The 14,609-nt window shown below is 41.9% G+C and carries 18 protein-coding genes and 1 tRNA gene; 11 read left to right on the forward strand and 8 right to left on the reverse strand.

All coding sequences use genetic code 11. The features are described from left to right. Together UNSWCS_RS02675 and UNSWCS_RS02680 are read right to left on the reverse strand one after the other, a co-directional pair. Window positions 1-599: retention module-containing protein (locus UNSWCS_RS02675; protein WP_035143383.1), on the reverse strand; the 599-nt coding region annotated here is incomplete at its 3' end. Window positions 600-689: 90 nt separating this feature from the next. Continuing rightward, a complete protein-coding gene (locus UNSWCS_RS02680) occupies window positions 690-1,064 on the reverse strand; it encodes a RidA family protein (protein ID WP_035143385.1) in 375 nt (124 codons plus the stop codon). 94 nt (window positions 1,065-1,158) lie between these two features. On the opposite strand from UNSWCS_RS02680, the gene UNSWCS_RS02685 reads away from it, so the two are divergent. After that, window positions 1,159-1,632 (forward strand): hypothetical protein, encoded by a 474-nt coding sequence (locus UNSWCS_RS02685; protein WP_021087269.1) that lies wholly within the window; start codon window positions 1,159-1,161, stop codon window positions 1,630-1,632. Here the strand turns inward: UNSWCS_RS02685 and UNSWCS_RS02690 are convergent. From UNSWCS_RS02690 to UNSWCS_RS02700, 3 genes are read right to left on the reverse strand one after another with little or no spacing between them, the layout of a single operon-like run. Beyond that, a complete protein-coding gene (locus UNSWCS_RS02690; RefSeq protein ID WP_021087213.1) occupies window positions 1,610-2,149 on the reverse strand; it encodes a hypothetical protein in 540 nt (179 codons plus the stop codon). The genes UNSWCS_RS02685 and UNSWCS_RS02690 overlap by 23 nt on opposite strands. Before the next feature lie 43 nt (window positions 2,150-2,192). Then, entirely contained in the window at window positions 2,193-2,753 is a 561-nt protein-coding gene (locus UNSWCS_RS02695; RefSeq protein WP_002942950.1) for a Fe-S-containing hydro-lyase, read from the reverse strand. A gap of 9 nt (window positions 2,754-2,762) precedes the next feature. Then, window positions 2,763-3,608 (reverse strand): fumarate hydratase, encoded by an 846-nt coding sequence (locus UNSWCS_RS02700; RefSeq protein ID WP_009295312.1) that lies wholly within the window; start codon window positions 3,606-3,608, stop codon window positions 2,763-2,765. A gap of 158 nt (window positions 3,609-3,766) precedes the next feature. Here UNSWCS_RS02700 and UNSWCS_RS02705 point away from each other — a divergent pair, with 158 nt between their 5' ends. Genes UNSWCS_RS02705 through UNSWCS_RS02715 form a run of 3 tightly spaced genes read left to right on the forward strand, consistent with a single transcriptional unit; the run spans window position 3,767 to window position 5,911 of the window. Beyond that, on the forward strand, window positions 3,767-4,330 hold the full coding sequence (locus tag UNSWCS_RS02705; protein WP_021087236.1) for a LemA family protein: 564 nt from the start codon (window positions 3,767-3,769) through the stop codon (window positions 4,328-4,330). A 9-nt stretch (window positions 4,331-4,339) separates the two neighbouring features. Further along, complete coding sequence (locus UNSWCS_RS02710; RefSeq protein WP_021087275.1) at window positions 4,340-5,230, forward strand: DUF3137 domain-containing protein; 891 nt, start codon at window positions 4,340-4,342, stop codon at window positions 5,228-5,230. 9 nt (window positions 5,231-5,239) lie between these two features. Next, window positions 5,240-5,911, forward strand: a complete 672-nt coding sequence (locus UNSWCS_RS02715) for a hypothetical protein (RefSeq protein WP_021087237.1) — start codon at window positions 5,240-5,242, stop codon at window positions 5,909-5,911. A gap of 439 nt (window positions 5,912-6,350) precedes the next feature. Here the strand turns inward: UNSWCS_RS02715 and UNSWCS_RS02720 are convergent, their stop codons facing one another. Then, window positions 6,351-7,691, reverse strand: a complete 1,341-nt coding sequence (locus tag UNSWCS_RS02720; protein WP_009295308.1) for a hemolysin family protein — start codon at window positions 7,689-7,691, stop codon at window positions 6,351-6,353. A 170-nt stretch (window positions 7,692-7,861) separates the two neighbouring features. On the opposite strand from UNSWCS_RS02720, the gene UNSWCS_RS02725 reads away from it, so the two are divergent. Next, on the forward strand, window positions 7,862-9,175 hold the full coding sequence (locus UNSWCS_RS02725) for a sodium-dependent transporter (RefSeq protein WP_021087248.1): 1,314 nt from the start codon (window positions 7,862-7,864) through the stop codon (window positions 9,173-9,175). Between the two features lie 39 nt (window positions 9,176-9,214). Here the strand turns inward: UNSWCS_RS02725 and UNSWCS_RS02730 are convergent, their stop codons facing one another. Then, entirely contained in the window at window positions 9,215-9,661 is a 447-nt protein-coding gene (locus tag UNSWCS_RS02730) for a DUF411 domain-containing protein (RefSeq protein ID WP_021086565.1), read from the reverse strand. 109 nt (window positions 9,662-9,770) lie between these two features. Here UNSWCS_RS02730 and UNSWCS_RS02735 point away from each other — a divergent pair, with 109 nt between their 5' ends. From UNSWCS_RS02735 to UNSWCS_RS12625, 6 genes are all read left to right on the forward strand, one after another. Continuing rightward, window positions 9,771-10,739 carry a putative transporter gene (locus UNSWCS_RS02735; RefSeq protein ID WP_021087270.1) on the forward strand — a complete coding sequence of 323 codons (969 nt, stop codon included), beginning with the start codon at window positions 9,771-9,773 and terminating at the stop codon, window positions 10,737-10,739. Window positions 10,740-10,999: 260 nt separating this feature from the next. Beyond that, window positions 11,000-11,803 (forward strand): M48 family metallopeptidase, encoded by an 804-nt coding sequence (locus UNSWCS_RS02740; RefSeq protein WP_021086568.1) that lies wholly within the window; start codon window positions 11,000-11,002, stop codon window positions 11,801-11,803. Between the two features lie 2 nt (window positions 11,804-11,805). Then, window positions 11,806-12,288 (forward strand): GNAT family N-acetyltransferase, encoded by a 483-nt coding sequence (locus UNSWCS_RS02745; RefSeq protein WP_021087238.1) that lies wholly within the window; start codon window positions 11,806-11,808, stop codon window positions 12,286-12,288. 43 nt (window positions 12,289-12,331) lie between these two features. Next, window positions 12,332-12,419, forward strand: a tRNA-Ser gene (locus UNSWCS_RS02750). Between the two features lie 56 nt (window positions 12,420-12,475). Next, window positions 12,476-13,303, forward strand: coding sequence for a cation:proton antiporter (locus UNSWCS_RS12620; protein WP_265182487.1), 828 nt, complete (start codon window positions 12,476-12,478; stop codon window positions 13,301-13,303). Further along, on the forward strand, window positions 13,270-14,052 hold the full coding sequence (locus tag UNSWCS_RS12625; RefSeq protein ID WP_265182488.1) for a cation:proton antiporter: 783 nt from the start codon (window positions 13,270-13,272) through the stop codon (window positions 14,050-14,052). Before UNSWCS_RS12620 ends, UNSWCS_RS12625 begins: the two co-directional genes overlap by 34 nt. Here the strand turns inward: UNSWCS_RS12625 and UNSWCS_RS02760 are convergent. Beyond that, window positions 14,049-14,561, reverse strand: coding sequence for a hypothetical protein (locus UNSWCS_RS02760; RefSeq protein ID WP_035143387.1), 513 nt, complete (start codon window positions 14,559-14,561; stop codon window positions 14,049-14,051). The genes UNSWCS_RS12625 and UNSWCS_RS02760 overlap by 4 nt on opposite strands. Window positions 14,562-14,609: the final 48 nt, after the last annotated feature.

The following is a 14,609-nucleotide window of genomic DNA, read 5'->3' on the forward strand; positions in this document are numbered from 1 at the left end:
TCTTTCTCAGGGTTCTCTACCTTACCAGTTACCTTAGTATCATCATTGTCGATTGGATCGATAGATGGTTTATTAGCTGGAGTAGTATCTATATTTGCTCCAGTCCATGCAATGCCACCTGCTGCTCCACCGCTTACGCCACCTATCCTCTCAGCACCTGTTGCACTGTTTAGATCGCCTAAAGAGCGGAAATTTTCACTGATATTTGAGTAGTGACCACCCTCATCAAATGACGCTGCTCCGAGGCTAACACCATCTCCGCCACCAGCTGCAGCTGCGTTACCACCAGCAGCAGTCTCCTCTAGTTTTGTTAGATCCTCGCCGTTTAACAACGCTTTTTGCAAGTCACTTACATCAGCAACTGTGTTATCAGAATTTGCTAAAACACTATTATCTAGTTTAACAGATTCATTACCTAAGATAGTTACATCTTTGCCGTTATCCATTGATACGACTGCTTTAGAAGCTGCTGAAGAAGTTTTTATCACCTCGCCAAGAAATAGAGCATCACCTACTTTTAATACTCTTTGTGCGCCGTTTTCATCTATAGCCACAACTAAGCCAGATACTTGCTTAATGACACCGATTTGAGTTGTCATGAAATCCCCTTAATGTTAGAATTTAATTAATTATAGGGAATTATAGTTCAAATCATTTAGTTTGTAAATTGTACTTTGGTACAATAATCGTTAATAAACTGCGATAACCTCTATTTCTACGAGTGCATCTTTTGGCAAAGTCTTCACAGCTACCGTGCTTCTAGCTGGATATGGCTCTTTGAAAAATTTAGCGTATGTGACATTTACTTTGGCAAAATCTGCCATATCTGCTAAAAAGATCGTAGTCTTTACAACATTATCAAAACTAAGTCCAGCTTCAGCCAAAATGTTTTGCAAATTTGTAAGTGACTGCTGTGCCTGAGCCTCTACGCTACTACCTGCAAACTCGCCCTCTGGTGTGACGCCAAGCTGCCCTGAGATGAATAAAAATCCATTCGCGCTAATCGCCTGAGAGTATGGTCCGATCGCTTGTGGAGCGTTTTTTGTTGAAATTTGTTTTTTCATATCTTCTCCTTTAAATTTTGGCAAAATCCTACTATAAATTTCTAAATTTTTAGGCACCAAAGGCTATAATGAACAAAATTTCAAAAGGACAAAGATGCAAATAACCCTTGCACCAAATGAATTTTTAGATGACTACGTGCTTGGCGCTCAACTTGCCAAAAACGCCGGCATCTCATCAAATGCCTATCTTTTTTGGAAAAATGCGATCAGCGCTAAATTTGAAAACTCGCGCATCGTTTTTATTAGAAAAAAGAGCGTCCCAGAGAAATTTGCAAGCGCTTTACAAGCTTGCACGCCCTTAAATGGCCTCGTGCCAACTGGCGTTTTTTGCTCATTTACCTCGCTTGCTCCCTCACACCTCGTGGCGAAAAATGGCTCTAAAATTTATGAGCTTTTTGAATTTCATGAAATTTGCGGTATCAAATTTTTAAATTTAAAGAAATTTTATGATGATTTTAAGCTTAGCTACTCGTATAGGATTTACATCGAAAAGTGTAAATTTTTCTCGCCAGCGCCATTTGAAAAGCGCATAAAACTGACTGAGACTATGTGTCTTGGCTACTACTAGCCACCTCGAAAACGATTAACGCCTCTGTTTTGTAGCCACCACATCCATCTTTATATAGCAAAATTTCGTCGTTTTCTCTTTTGGCGTAAATTTTAATGTGAGCGGAGTTTGTACTCTCATCGTAGTCTTCGTATATAAATTTAAACTCCTCGCTACCTGGCGTGATAAACTGCAGCGCCTGAAACGAAACAGCAAGCACTATCTCCTCGCTAATGCCACTTGTTCTAAATTTATCAGCCAGCTTCACTACAAACGACCCCACGTCGCTAAAATACTCCTCGCAGCTTTCATACTCGCTTTCAAAAACTACTATCTCATTTAGCGACCACTCATTTTGCGTCTTGTTTTGCTCAAATTTCTGCCTTTTTCTTATGGCAGCTTTTAAAAATATCCCTTGTGGTTTTGAGATAAAGCCCTCATTTAAAATTTGCTTTAGCTTTAAATTTACTAGCTCGCTTTTGGTTTTGGTAAAAAATTTAAGTAGTGGCTTTGCTTGATCGTTGTAAAAAGTTTTCATTTTAGAAGAAATTCCGCTAGCTTAGGCTGCTAGCGGATCAAATTTAGATTTTTTTGTAAGGTGCTTGGCCGACTTCGTAGAAGTTATTGCCCTCGCAGTCGATAGCGACTATCGCTGGGAAGTCCTCTACTGTGAGCCTTGCGACTGCCTCTGGTCCTAGCTCTGGGTATGCCAAGACTTCATATTTTTTTATACTTTGGCTAATGACCGCTCCAATGCCGCCGATAGCGACCATATAAACACAGCATGATTTTTTCATCGCATCAACCACTGCATCATTGCGATATCCCTTGCCGATCATGCCATTTATGCCAACTTCATTGATCATAGTTGGTGTGTATTTGTCCATTCTGCCGCTTGTTGTTGGGCCTGCTGCGCCGATAGCTTGGTTTGGTTTAGCTGGTGTTGGTCCGACGTAGTAGATAGTCTCGCCCTTTAGCTCAACTGGCAACTTCTCGCCACGTGCTAGAGCCTCTGTTAGTGCCTTGTGAGCGGCGTCACGAGCAGCGATGATAGTGCCTGAGATTAGGACATTGTCGCCTGCTTTTAGGCTTTTTACTACCTCTTTATCAAATGGTGCTGTTATTCTTTTTACTTCTGACATGTTATCTCCTTAAAGCTCGGCGTCTGCGTGGCGTGCAGCGTGGCAGTTGATATTTATGGCTACTGGTAGGCCTGCGATGTGAGTTGGATACCACTCGACATTTACTTTTATGGCAGTTGTATCGCCACCAAGCCCTTGAGGACCGACGCCAGTTTTGCTAGCAAGCTCAAGAAGCTCATCTTCAAGTTTTGCATATCTAGCATCAGCATTTTTGCTATCTACTGGACGAACTGCGGCTTGCTTGGCTAGAAGTGCAGCTTTATCCATAGTGCCGCCTATGCCAACGCCTATTGTCATTGGAGGGCAAGCGTTTGGTCCAGCGTATTTTACAGCCTCTAAAAATACCTTTTTAACGCCCTCTATGCCATCAGCTGGCACAAGCATTTTTAGTATTGATTTGTTTTCACTACCAAAGCCTTTTGGAGCGACTTTTATCTTTAGCTTATCGCCTGGGACGATCCTAGTGTGGATGACCGCTGGAGTGTTGTTTGTGGTGTTTTTTCTCTCAAAAAGTGGCTCAGCAACGACTGATTTTCTAAGATAGCCCTCAGTGTAGCCCTTTGCAACGCCTTCGTTGATCGCATCTTCGATGTAACCGCCTTCTATATGCACATCCTGACCGATCTCGACAAAGACAACCGTCATGCCTGTATCTTGGCAAATAGGCGCAACGCCCTCTTCTGCTAGCTTGGCATTTTGCAAAATTTTGCCCAAGATATCTTTGCCTAGAGATGAGCTCTCAGTGGTTTGTGCTTTTGTAAAAGCAGCCTTTAGATCTGGTGTAACGACGTAACAGGCTTGTTTGCAAAGCTTTGCAACAGTCTCTTTTATATCTTTTACGTTTACCGTTCTCATTTATCCTCCTCGTAAAAAACAATTTTTAATTATATAAATTATATGTAAAATTTAAGATTAAATTATAATATTAAATTTAATCACCCAACCTCGGTGTTTAAATACTCTTAAGCAACTTTGGATAAACTACAACAAACTTAAATTTCAAAGGAAAAGTTATGAATTCGTTAGTCATCGTGATACTTGTTGTCGCAGTCATTTTTGTCTTTTTCATCAGCCTTTACAACTCGCTTGTTGCAAAGCAAAACCAGGTAAAAAGCGTGGAGGCTGGCATCGACGCACAGCTAAAAAGAAGATATGACCTTATACCAAATTTAGTAGCTACCGCAAAAGAGTACATGGTGCATGAAAAGAGCCTACTAGAAAACATCACTGCCCTTAGAGAGAGTGCTAGAAGCGCCTCTACAAATGAGGAGAAATTTGAGCTAAATAACAAAATTTCAGGCTTGCTAAATGGTTTAAGAGTGAGCGTAGAAAACTACCCAGATCTAAAAGCAAATCAAAATTTACTTCACATCCAAAGCACACTAAACGAGGTCGAAGAGCAAATTTCAGCTGCGCGCCGTGCTTACAACTCAGCTGTTGAAATTTACAACAATGCCACACAGATGTTTCCTTCAAACATCGTAGCTTCAATGTTTGGCTTTCACAAAGATGTGTTTTTTGATATCCCTGAAAATGAAGCAGTTGCTCCAAACGTCGGTGATCTTTTTAAAAAATAAGGCATAAAAATGCAAGCAGACGAACTAAAGGGCATCGATCTAAGCGATCTTGACGAGCTTGAAAAAGAGCGTCTTGCGATGGGGCAAAAAGCCTTTAAAATGATCGTTTATGGCTTTCTTGGCATCATAGTAGTAAGTGGTTTTTTGGCATCACTGCACCTTGGAAATTTATTTTTCTTTTTGCTAATCGGCGGAGTTTTTTATCTTGGCAAGACGATAAATGGGCTAAAAAACGAGCTTATAGCAAAATTTAAACAAAAAGTAGTTGGCGTCATCGTAAAAAACTATGGTCTAAATTTCAGCGCAAATGGCGGACTAAATTTGAATGATTTTTATAAAATTTACGACGCTGATGTCAATAGACACTACGCAGAGGATATGATCTACGGACAGATCGATGAGACGCAGTTTAAGCTTTGCGATTTTTATGCGGCAAAAGAGGTAAAAGGTGAGAAACGCACCACTACAACGGTGAAATTTCAAGGCATTTTGCTAAAGGCTGAGTTTAAAAAAGAGCTAAACGCCACGATCTACGTCTGTGATAAGAAGCGGACATCTGATCTAAGAAGCGATGGCGAGCTAGCTGTGATGGATAATCCTAAATTTAATGAGCTTTTTAAGACCTACACGACCGATCAGATCGCCGCTAGATACGCTCTGACGCCAAAGCTGATGGAAAATTTAACCACTCTAAGAACTAAATTTAACGCTCCACTCTCGGCAGTGTTTTTAAAAAATGAAATTTTCATCGCGATCGATCTTAGAAAGGATAGCTTTGAGCCTGATCTTAAAAAGCCGATAAACAGCAACGAGAGCGTGCAAAACTACATCGCAGGAGTTAGCGACTTTGTGGAGATCGTGCGTGATCTGGAGCTAAACAAAAACATCTGGAAGAGCTAAATTTATAAAATGCCAGATAAGACAAAGCTCGAAGAAGGCGACATATTTTACGTCTATAATGACTACTACAAGAGATATTTCTTTGGCAAAATATTAGCTGATATTAAAAACCGCCTTGTAAAGCGAGCGAATGAGGGCCTTCTTTGGCCGCTTGATTTTTTTAGTGATTGCTACTTGGTTGCTGTTTATAAAGATATAGCAGATACACCGGTGCTAAAAAGCCGTGAATTTATAATCCAGGGTAGCTTCATTTACAAAAGTAGTTTCAACCGCAAAAATGAAGACGGCATAAAGTGGGTGTATTATGATCACGAAGATATCAACTACAAAGAGCTAGAATTTCCAGAGTATATCATCAGTAGCAATGATAAAATTTGCCTAGAGCGGGGAGAGCTTAGCATACCAACTGGCTTAACTCGCGCGCAATATGAAAATGAATTTAACATTACTGGCAGCAAAACTGGCGGCATAAACTACTCAAATGCCCTGCTCTTACAAGGCTTGCCAGCGTATAAAGAGAGGATAGATTATAGCGATCTTCGCCTTTTGCCAGAGCTTCGTAAAAAGCTCTATGAGATGATAGGAGAGAACCCAGACACGCCCTACTACGAGCTAGCATTAAAGCACGGCAAAGATCTAGCACGCTTTTATCAAGATAAATTTACACATAAAAATAGATAAGCAAATTTGGCTACAAAAGAGCTATTAAGAGGTGCTGCTAAAATTTAACAAAAGAAATTTGGCTCTCTCGCTGCAGCCTAGATGAGCATGATAGAGAAATTTATGATGAAATTTCGTGACATCATATCTCCCCGCCAAGGCTAATAAACTTTAGTAAATTTAAATATCACAAGCAATATTACTCGGCTACTTTTGCAAGCAGATAATAAATTTAAAACTAGCAAGCCATTTTAAAATTTATAACCAAATTTACAAAAAAGCAGTGCTAACGTTTTAGAGAGCTATTTAAAATGTGGTGTTGCTTTAAATTTTGTGGTTTTAAAAGTTAAATTTTGATGGCTTAGAGCCTTTAAAAACCGCAATGCCACTTAAATTTGCCCTATTTTTTTATTATGTTTAGAGGTTAAATTTAATGGCCAAAAGCCATTAAATTTATAAACTAAGCCTGAGCAGGCTCCTCTTCTTCTTTTATCTTTTTTCTAACTTTTACACGTGAGATGCTGGCTCCATCCATCTTTCTCACCTCGTAGTAGCAGTTTTCATCCTCGATCTTGTCCCCAACGACTGGCAAACGACCGATAAGGTTAAAGACATATCCGCCGATCGTGACTTGATCGGTCTCTTCATCAAAGCTTATGCCAAGAAGCTCCTCAACACTCTCTAGATCGTATCTGCCTTGGAATTCATAGATGTTTTCATTTATCTTTTTATAGTGTTGATCGACCTCATCGTGCTCGTCGTTAAAGTCGCCAAGCACCTCCTCCATGATATCCTCCATAGTAAGAAGTCCAGCCGTGCCGCCATACTCATCAACGACAAGTGCCGCTGAAATTTGCTCCTTGTTCATCATCACAAGCACCTTTGAGATAGAAAGGCTCTCAGGCACGATGACAAATTTACGCACGATCGCGTCAAAGCTCTTCTCTTTATCCTCGCTAAAGTGTAGCTGCAAGATATCTCTAATGTGTATCATGCCCAAAATGATATCTTTTGAGCCGTCTATATAAGGATAGCGAGTATATTTTGACTCAAAAACGACTTGTAAATTTTCTTCAAAGCTCTTTTGTTTATTTATACAGATCATGTCGCGTCTTGGCGTCATAACCTCTTTTGCGACCGTGTCACTAAAATCAACTGCATTTTTGATGATCTCAGTCTCAAAGCTATCAAGCACACCGCCCTTTAAGCTCTCGCCAACGATGATTTTGATCTCCTCTTCAGAATGCGCTAGTTCATTCTCTTTTGCTGGTTGGATGCCTAAAATTTTAAGTCCAGATGTAGCTAGGATGTCAAAAAGTTTTATGATAGGCGAGAAAAGTATCCAGAAAAAGTGAAGCGGACGAGCGATTTTAAGCACTGCTGATTCTGATTTGGCTATGGCGACTGACTTTGGCACAAGCTCGCCCATAACTACGTGAAGTAGCGTGATAAGCGTAAATGCGATCGCAAAGCCGACTGTATGAACTAAGATATCGCTAAGATTAAAAACATTTTTAAGTGGGGCTTCTATGAGCCTTGCGACTGCTGGCTCACCGATCCAACCAAGGGCGAGCGAGCTTAGCGTGATGCCAAGCTGAGTGGCGCTAAGATAGGTATCAAGCTTGTTTGACATCTCAAAGGCAAGCTGGGCGTTTGGCTTTTTCTCTTTGATAAGCTCTTCAAGTCTAGACTTGCGAACCTTAACAAGGGAAAATTCCGACAAAACAAAAAATGCGTTTAGTAAAATGAATATAATGGCAAGTATTACCATTAAAAGCGAGTTATCGCTACTGGGGTACAATTATGATCCTTAAGAGTTAAAAATTTTGGCTGATTATAGCGAATTTATATTTAGCGGTCAAATTAGCCGCGCCCAAAAGTAACAACGTTTCTTAAATTTAAGATTTATAAAAAGTTCTTAAATCATATTTTGGTAACATTATTTTCATCACTAAATTTATGGATTTTACAATGAGCAAAAAGAATTTTTCATCACGCTGGGCTTTTATATTAGCCTCAGTTGGTTCAGCCGTTGGTATGGCAAATGTTTGGGGCTTTCCTTACAAGCTAGGCACAAATGGTGGTGGAGCGTTTTTACTCATCTACATCTTTTTTGTGGCGCTTTTTTCTTACGTTGGCTTAAGCGCTGAGTATGCGATCGGCAGGCGCGCAAAGACTGGCACACTAGGATCATATAAATTTGCTTGGCAAAGTAGAAATTTAGGCGTCATCGGTAGCATCGTTGGCTGGCTCCCACTTGCTGGCTCACTTTGCATAGCCATCGGCTACGCTGTCATCATCGCTTACGTGCTAAAGGCCCTTACTCAGGCGCTTACTGGCTCATTTATGAGCGTTGATACAAATGTTTGGTTTAACTCATTTGCGCTTCATGAGTACTCAGTCCTGCCATATCACTTCATAGTCATTATTGGCACGCTTCTTACGCTATTTTTTGGAGCAAAAAGCATCGAAAAGACTAATAAAATAATGATGCCACTATTTTTCGTGTTATTTGCCATTTTGGCTATAAATGTTGCGATGCTGCCAAACGCATTTGAGGGGTATAAATTTCTATTTATCCCTGACTTTAGTAAGCTTGAAGATCCGATGGTATGGGTCACTGCGATGGGTCAAGCCTTTTTCTCGCTCTCTATCACGGGATCAGGCATGATAGTTTATGGAGCATATCTTTCAAAGGATGAAGACATCGTCGAAAGCGCCAAAACTACGGCATTTTTTGATACGCTTGCAGCCCTTGTTGCAGCGCTTGTCATGATCCCAGCAGTCTTTGCCTACGCTATGGATCCAGCTGAGGGTCCAAAGCTACTTTTCGTAACGCTTCCTAAAATTTTACAAAATATGATCGGCGGTCAAATTTTTGCAATCATACTATTTACCGCGGTCATCTTTGGCGGTATCACATCGCTACAAAATATGTTTGAGGTCGTGGCTGAGTCGCTTATGCATAAATTCCCGCGCCTTAGTAGATTTTGGGTGCTTGCGCTGCTTTGTGTGGTTTGCTTTGGCTTTGGAGCGTTTATGGAGCCTATTAGCAGCTGGGGGCCTTGGATGGACTTTGTCTCTATCTACATCATCCCAATCGGCGCAGTCATCGGCGCAATATCTTGGTTTTGGATCATTAAAAAAGAAGAAATTTTAGACGAGGTAAATTCAGGAGCAAATAAAACTTACGGCTCATTTTGGTATTTTGTGGGTAAATTTATCTATGTGCCAATAGCCTTTTTGCTCTGCATCATCGCTATTAGCAAGGGAATTTCTTTTTAACTTAGCCCATCAAAAGACGAGCTAAGTCTAAATTTGAAGTTATTTTAGCTTTTTAGAGCCGATGTAAGTAGCAAAGACCTCTTGCGAGCCATCTTTTTTAAAGAGTATGACGTCGTATTGCTCGGCTTTGCCGCCTTGCTCCATACCTTGACTCTCCATAGGCATGCCAGGCACTGCGATACCAACGACATCTTTTGGTTTAAGCTCTAGCAGGCGCTTGACCTCATCAGCTGGCACGTGACCCTCGATAACGTAGCCATCAACGATAGCTGTGTGGCAGCTTGAAAGCTCTAGTGGCACGTGAAATTCTTTTTTAACCTTGACCATATCATCTACTTTTATGGTCTCTTCGCTAAAGCCAGCCTTTTGCATAGCATTGGCCCAGTTGCCACAACAACCACAAGTTGGGCTTTTATAGACCTTCATATCGGCCCCAAGCGCTAAGGTCGCACAAAGACTAAGAGCTAAAAATGCAAATTTCTTCATCATTTTCCTTTACGTTAAAATTTGCAAAATGATATAGTTTGGGTTTAAATTTTATATAAATGCTTAAACCTTGCCTGCTATAATTGCCAAAATTTACAAAAGGCACTTTATGTTTTCATCATTCTTTAAAGATAAAAAATGGGCGCTTTGGGCTTACGGCGGAGCGATATTTATCATCTTACTACTTGTCTATCAAACGCATCTAAACGTCCGCATCAACGAGTGGTATAAAAATTTCTACGACATCGTGCAAAACTCAAAGGATCACAAAGTAGATGAGTTTTGGCGCGAGATATTAAATTTCATAAAGATCGCCATGCCTTACGTCGTGACCTACACGGTGATATCGTTCTTTGCGAGCCACTGGGTCTTTCGCTGGAGGGAGGCGATGACCTTTAAATACCTCAAATTTTGGCGAAACTGCCAAAATGACATCGAGGGTAGCTCACAGCGTATCCAAGAGGACATCTACCGCTTTGCTAAGATCATGGAGAGCCTTGGCGTGCAGGTTTTAAAGGCGTTTATGACGCTGATTGCCTTTATACCGGTGCTTTGGGAGCTAAGCAAGAGTGTGAGCCTACCTTACATCAAAGATATCGAGGGCTCGCTGGTTTATATCGCACTGCTAATTAGCATCGGAGGCCTCATCGTATCATGGTTTGTAGGCATAAAGCTACCACATCTTGAGTACAACAACCAAAAAGCAGAGGCGGCGTTTAGAAAAGAGTTAGTTTATGGCGAGGATGATAAGCTCAAATTTTGCCAGCCAAACGTCATGCTAGAGCTTTTTACAGGGGTCAAGCTAAACTACTACAAGCTATTTTTGCACTACGGCTACTTCAATCTTTGGCTCATCTCGTTTTCGCAAATTTTAGTCATCGTGCCTTACATAATCATGGGAAATGGCCTATTTAGCGGTGTCATCACGCTTGGTGTTTTGATCCAAGCTAGCAACGCTTTCTCACAGGTCAGAGAGAGTTTTAGCGTCTTTATCGATAACTGGACGACGATAACGGAGCTAAGATCGGTCAATAAGCGTTTGAGAGAATTTGAGAGAAATATAGACTACAAAGCGTAAAGGTTAAATTTATATACTGAAGAAACTCGGGCAAATTTTAAAATTTCATGAACGAGTAATTTCGGCTCTAAAATTTGAGCCAAGCTGCAGGTGAAGCCAAATTTTAGTAGTCAATTCTTGCGAGTAAATGAAATTTTAAAATTTGCGCGATAGTAAATTTCTATTTTTGAAATCTCAAAATTTAAATTTATCCCTTCGTTTAACAATGCATATCCAACTCAGGCTATAATACGCCAAATTTTAATCCAAAAAGGATGAAAATGAAAAAAATTTTACTTACGTTATTAACAGCTAGCATGCTTATCACCGGCTGCACGAGCGTCACAAAGTCAGGCGTCGTGGGCGCAGATCGCAAGCAGTTCATGCTAGTATCTTCTGAAGCGATGGAGCAAAGCTCGGCTCAAGCCTACGTCAAGACGCTCACAGCTGCTAGAAGCAAGGGCGAGCTAAATGTCGATCCGATCCTTACAAAAAGAGTTCAAGATATCGCAAAAAGACTGATCGCGCAAACTGGCGTTTTCAGAGAGGATGCCCTAAAATGGAAGTGGCAAGTAAATGTCATAAACGAAGATACGCTAAATGCTTGGTGCATGCCAGGGGGCAGGATCGTCGTTTATAGCGGTATTATTAAAAAGCTAAATTTGACAGATGCACAGCTAGCAGCGGTCATGGGTCACGAGATCGCCCACGCACTTAGAGAGCACAGCAGGGAGCAAGCGAGCACCGACCAGCTCAAAAACATCGGCATCTTTGCAGTCGCAACCGCCACAGGACTTGGCGACCTTGGCGCAAGCGCTCTAAATTTAGCCAGCCAATACACCATCTCGCTACCATTTTCTCGCTCACACGAGACCGAGGCTGATCACATCGGCACCGAGCTAATGGCAAGAGCTGGGTACGATCCAAAAGAGGCGGTCGAAGTTTGGGTTAAGATGAGCAAGATGAGTGGTGGCAAAGTGCCTGAAATCCTAAGCACTCACCCATCAAACGAGAGCAGGATCAAAGACCTAAAAGAGATCGCAGCAAAGCTTGAGCCAGTATATCAAGCAGCCAAAAAAGGTTAGGCTTGATCGAGCGAGCAAATTTAAGCGACCTTGAAGCGATCACGCAAATTTATAATGACTACATACTAGAAAGAAGTGCGACTGCTGATATGCGGCCAGTTAGCACAAAGGAGCGAGAGCCTTGGTTTAACGCCCACGGCGGCTCGCGCCCTATTTTTATCTACAAAGAAAATGATGAAATTTTAGGCTACTGCTCGCTAAGTGACTTTAACCCCAAGATCGCTTACGATATAAGCGTAGAGATAAGCATCTATGTCGCTAAAAAAGCCCTTAAAAAGGGCATCGGCAAGCAGCTTTTAGCCCACAGTCTAAATGAAGCTAGAGGGCTAAATTTAAAAAATATCATCGCACTAATCTTTAGCAAAAACGAAGCAAGCCTTGGGCTGTTTTTGAAATTTGGCTTTGAAAAATGGGGCGAACTGCCTGGCGTTTGCCTGATGGATGGCGAGTATAAAGATGTCGTTATCTTGGGGCTAAAGCTCTAAAAGCCAAGCATTAAGCAAATGAAGATATAATCACCTTCTTCTTGGGTAGATGTCCGAGCGGTTTAAGGAGCACGCCTGGAACGCGTGTGTGGGGCAACTCACCGAGAGTTCGAATCTCTCTCTACCCGCCATAAATTTGACAAAATTTACTCTATTGTTTTAACACAAAAAAAATTAAAGGATCAAAATGATCGAACACCTACTGCTATTTTTTGCACTACTAGCTATCATCATCGCTTTGGTAATGGTCTCAAACCACCTCAAAGTCGCCTATCCAGTGCTATTAGTCCTTGGCGGGCTTGCCATTAGCTTTGTGCCAAATTTACCAAGTATAAAGATCGATCCTGAGCTTATTTTCATCATATTTTTACCGCCACTTCTTTACGAGGCCGCGTGGGCAAACTCGCTAAAAGAACTCTTTAAATGGCGCCGCATGATCGGCAGTTTCGCCTTTATCGTGGTTTTCATAAGCGCAGCAGCAGTTGCAGTGATAGCAAATTTAGTGATCCCTGGCTTCTCGCTCGCCCTTGGCTTCATGCTAGGAGCTATCGTCTCGCCACCAGACGCGGTGAGCACGGCAGCTATCCTTAAATTTGTCAAAGCCCCACGCAGGATCAGCGCCATTTTGGAGGGCGAGAGCCTTTTAAACGATGCCTCCTCACTCATCATCTTTCGCTTCGCCGCAGTTGCAGTGACAACTGGGCAGTTTATCTGGTATAAGGCGGCTGCTAGCTTTGTTTGGATGGTGGTTGGCGGCGTTTTGGCTGGTCTTGTAGTGGCACTTGCGGCTTATTTTTTACATAAAATTTTGCCAACTGATGAAAACAGCGACACGATAATGACGATCACGACGCCTTATATCATGTATATCTTGGCTGAGGAGCTTGGCGCTAGCGGCGTTTTGGCGGTGGTTTGTGGCGGACTTTATCTCTCTCTACTAAGAAAAATGAAATTTTTACCGCTTCAACAAGGATCCACGCGGTGCCCGTTTGGAACAACTTTATTTTCTTGCTAAACGGCCTTGCCTTTACCATGATCGGCCTTGATCTGCCTGAAATTTTAGCAGGGCTAAAGCGTAGCGGCGTCTCGCTCTTTGAGGCGGTCTCTTACGGCGTTTTGGTCACTGCCGTGCTCATCGTTATCCGCCTCATGGCATCTTATGGCGCTGTTTATATCACGATGTTTATGAAGCGCTATATCAGCGTGGCGGACGATCGCAATCCAGGCAAAGCGACGCCATTTATCGTTGGTTGGGCTGGCATGAGGGGCGTAGTCTCGCTGGCTGCGGCACTTTCTATCCCTGCCATGGCTGGGAGCGAGCCCTTTCCGCACAGAGACCTCATCTTGTTTATAACATTTGTCGTGATCTTACTAACGCTCGTAGTTCAGGGCTTAAGCTTGCCACTGCTCATCAAAAGCGTGAAATTTCCAGACTTTAACGACCACATGCCAAATGAGCTTGCAAGGATCAAGATCAAAAAAGCACTTGCGCAGGCTTCGCTTAAATTTAAAAAAGAGAAATTTGTGGGCGATGAGAATTTCTTATTTCAAAAGTTTGAAGAGGTTTGGAATTTCGAGCTTGAGAGCGAAAATTTTGAGATCAGTGACGAGGCCAGACAGAGATATTTTGAAATTTTAGAGGAGCAAAGAAAGGCACTTTGCGAGCTGAACAAAGATCCAAAGATCGACGAAGAGGTGATTAGAACGTTTTTATATCACATCGACCTTGAAGAGCAGAGGTGGCGTGCGCATAGCGAGCACTAAAATTTTCTCCCAACATTGCAGCTTACCGCGCCGCAAAATCTCTTGCCAAATTTGGCCTCGACGATGAGCACAAGCACGAAAAATATCTTCTCATCGTTCATACGTGCGATCTGGCGCAGGGTCTGGCTGGCGTTATTAAATTTAACATCATTTTCGCGCAAGCTCTTGCAAAACTCAGTCTCGTCAAAGCCAAGCATGCGCGAAATTTCACTAATAGTGTAAGGCTCAAGCGAGGCGATGATGCGGTCCATGTTACAGATAGTTGGATTTTTGCGGTGCGTGGTGACGTCGATTATCTCATTTACGAGCTTTACTAGCTTTCTTCTGCGGTTAAAAAGGTGTAAGATCACGGCACAAACGATCAAAGCTCCTGCAAATTTGTGCGCGCTCATCATCCACTCACTATAATCACCCATGGCGAAATTTAGCCCAGTAAATGCAAGCAGACAGATCCCACAAGCAAGAGCGCAAACAAGACAAAATTTATATATCACTTCTACTTTAAGCAATGCAAATTCCTTAGTTTTCTTGAAATTATACACCTACTATGCAAAAAA

The organism is Campylobacter concisus UNSWCS (genome assembly GCF_000466685.1).
Lineage (GTDB): Bacteria > Campylobacterota > Campylobacteria > Campylobacterales > Campylobacteraceae > Campylobacter_A > Campylobacter_A concisus_A.

Bases quoted from the DNA above. Each gene is read 5' to 3' on its own strand.
- UNSWCS_RS02700 (WP_009295312.1), bottom strand. From the start codon at position 3,608: ATGAGAACGGTAAACGTAAAAGATATAAAAGAGACTGTTGCAAAGCTT.
- UNSWCS_RS02735 (WP_021087270.1), top strand. From the start codon at position 9,771: ATGTTTTCATCATTCTTTAAAGATAAAAAATGGGCGCTTTGGGCTTAC.
- UNSWCS_RS02705 (WP_021087236.1), top strand. From the start codon at position 3,767: ATGAATTCGTTAGTCATCGTGATACTTGTTGTCGCAGTCATTTTTGTC.
- UNSWCS_RS12620 (WP_265182487.1), top strand. From the start codon at position 12,476: ATGATCGAACACCTACTGCTATTTTTTGCACTACTAGCTATCATCATC.
- UNSWCS_RS02730 (WP_021086565.1), bottom strand. From the start codon at position 9,661: ATGAAGAAATTTGCATTTTTAGCTCTTAGTCTTTGTGCGACCTTAGCG.
- UNSWCS_RS02685 (WP_021087269.1), top strand. From the start codon at position 1,159: ATGCAAATAACCCTTGCACCAAATGAATTTTTAGATGACTACGTGCTT.
- UNSWCS_RS02715 (WP_021087237.1), top strand. From the start codon at position 5,240: ATGCCAGATAAGACAAAGCTCGAAGAAGGCGACATATTTTACGTCTAT.
- UNSWCS_RS02710 (WP_021087275.1), top strand. From the start codon at position 4,340: ATGCAAGCAGACGAACTAAAGGGCATCGATCTAAGCGATCTTGACGAG.
- UNSWCS_RS02690 (WP_021087213.1), bottom strand. From the start codon at position 2,149: ATGAAAACTTTTTACAACGATCAAGCAAAGCCACTACTTAAATTTTTT.
- UNSWCS_RS02725 (WP_021087248.1), top strand. From the start codon at position 7,862: ATGAGCAAAAAGAATTTTTCATCACGCTGGGCTTTTATATTAGCCTCA.
- UNSWCS_RS02680 (WP_035143385.1), bottom strand. From the start codon at position 1,064: ATGAAAAAACAAATTTCAACAAAAAACGCTCCACAAGCGATCGGACCA.
- UNSWCS_RS02740 (WP_021086568.1), top strand. From the start codon at position 11,000: ATGAAAAAAATTTTACTTACGTTATTAACAGCTAGCATGCTTATCACC.
- UNSWCS_RS02695 (WP_002942950.1), bottom strand. From the start codon at position 2,753: ATGTCAGAAGTAAAAAGAATAACAGCACCATTTGATAAAGAGGTAGTA.